The organism is Dietzia sp. SYD-A1 (assembly GCF_015356725.1).
Taxonomy (GTDB): Bacteria; Actinomycetota; Actinomycetes; order Mycobacteriales; family Mycobacteriaceae; genus Dietzia.
Map to the genome: position 1 here is coordinate 1 of NZ_JADDKI010000482.1, position 2,132 is coordinate 2,132.

General features: G+C 70.3%; 1 protein-coding gene. It reads right to left on the reverse strand.

Translation table 11 applies throughout. The annotated features are described in order from the left end of the window. Positions 1–98 precede the first annotated feature (98 nt). Positions 99–2,090 carry an acyl-CoA dehydrogenase gene (locus IY392_RS15895; RefSeq protein WP_375292924.1) on the reverse strand — a complete coding sequence of 664 codons (1,992 nt, stop codon included), beginning with the start codon at positions 2,088–2,090 and terminating at the stop codon, positions 99–101. Positions 2,091–2,132 lie beyond the last annotated feature (42 nt).

The following is a 2,132-nucleotide window of genomic DNA, read 5'->3' on the forward strand; positions in this document are numbered from 1 at the left end:
GGGTGGCTCGCCGACGGTGGCGTGGACCGGTGCCGCGGTGCTGGCCGCGGTGGCCCTGTGTGCCGGTATGGCGTCCGGGATCTGCGGCCGGCGGCCCGTCAGTCGCGCTCGCCGGCTCCCGATGTGGTCTCGAGCGGGGCGTCCACCCCGCCGTCGGTGAGCATCGGGACGTCGAAGACGAACTCGGGGATCGCGAACGCGTCCACCAGGGTCCGCGCCTTGCCCGCGAGCTTGGTGCACAGGCGGTTGCGGGCGGCGGTCGCGGCCTTGGTGCGCTCGGTCGTCAGACGGTTGTGCTCGAGGAACCAGCCCTTGTCGCGGTCCACGATGTCCAGGACGTACAGATCGCACAGCGTCCCCAGGACCTCCTTGGCCTCCGGGTCCTCGCAGGCGTCCACGGCCTCGGCGAAGCGGGCGAACACCCAGCTGTCCATGTGGGCGCGTCCGGCCTGCAGCATGTGATCCTGCGCCGAGTTGAACACCTTGAACGCCGCCGAACCGTCCTCCCCCTGGGCCTTGCGCAGGCGGCGTGCGACGGTCTCCAACAGATGCTCCTCCCGGTCGACCAGCAGCTCCAGCTGGTTGGCGCGGTCGAGCAGGTCGGTGTTCTCCCGGTCCGTCACCGTGTCGATGAGCTTCTGCCACAGCGTCGACGCACGCGCCTTCTCCTGCACCACGTCCACCGCGGTGGTGAGCGCGAAGGCCACGGTCTCGCGCTGGTCCATGTCCCCGAACTCCGCGGCGTAGGCGCCGAGCAGCTCCTTGGCCACCAACTGCGTGAGCACCACGTTGTCGCCCTCGAACGTGGAGAAGACGTCGCAGTCCTTGCGCATCTCGGTGAGCAGGTTCTCGGACATGTACCCGGCACCGCCGCACGCGAGGCGGGCCTCGATGATGGTGTCGTTGGCGAACCCCGTCACCGTGGCCTTGATGCCCGCGGCGTGGGACTCCATCTCACGCCGACGTTCGGCGTCGAACGCATCCGGGTTCTTCTCGAAGTCGTGCAGGTCGGCGACGATCGCGTTCTGGGCGCACGCGTAGGCGTACGCGCGGGCGATCCGTGGCATCAGGCGCCGCTGGTGCTCGCGGTACTCCAGCAGCGGGATCCCCTTGCCCGTCTCGGGGTGGTCGAACTGGCGGCGGATCAGCGAGTACCGCACCGCCAGGGCCAGCGCGGTCCGGGCGGTGGCACCGGCGGCCGCACCCACCGACACGCGGCCGCGGATCAGCGTTCCGAGCATCGTGAAGAAGCGGGCACCGACCGAATCGATGGGCGACGAGTACCGACCCTCGGCGTCCACGGCGCCGAACCGGTCGAGGAGGGCCTCGCGGGGCACCCGGACGTGGTCGAACATGATCTTGCCGTTGTCCACGCCCAGCAGGCCGCCCTTGTGGCCGTGGTCGGTGGTGGTGACGCCCGGCAGGTCGTTCCCGTCCTCGTCCCGGATCGGCACCAGCAGGCAGTGGACCCCGTGGTGAACCTCCTCGCCCTCCTCGTCATGCGTGATGAGCTGGGCGAAGACGGCGGCCATGGAACCGTCACGGGCGGCGTTCCCGATGTACCACTTCTCCGAGCTCGGAGTGGGGGAGTGGACGACGAACTCGCCCGTCTCGCGGTCGAAGGTCGCGGTGGTCTCGAGGTTCTGCACGTCCGAACCGCCACCGAGCTCGGTCATGGCGAAGCACCCCATCAGGTCCAGCGACATGACGTCCGGCAGGTACGTGGAGCGGGTCTCGGCGTTCCCGAGGTTCGCGATGGCCCCGCCGAACAGGCCCCACTGCACGCCGGCCTTGACCATGAGCGACAGGTCGAGGTGACCGAGCATCTCGAAGGAGGTCAGCGCCCCGCCGGTGTCACCCGTTCCGCCGTCCTCGGTGCGGAACCCCAACCCGGGCAGACCCGAGTCGGCGAGGAGCCTCATCTGCTCGAGCACCCGCGCGCGGTGCTCCTCCATCGTCGCCCCGATCGGGTTGAGCATGTCGGGGGTCATGGCCTCGCGCGTCATCCGGCGCGCGTCCGCCCAGCGACCGTCCAGAATCTTCTGGAGTCCTGCGGCGAGGGCGGGGTCCCCCTGGCCGGTCGTGGTGATGCGGCCGAAGTGGGGGTGCCCCGCGCTGGCCGGCTGGGGGGC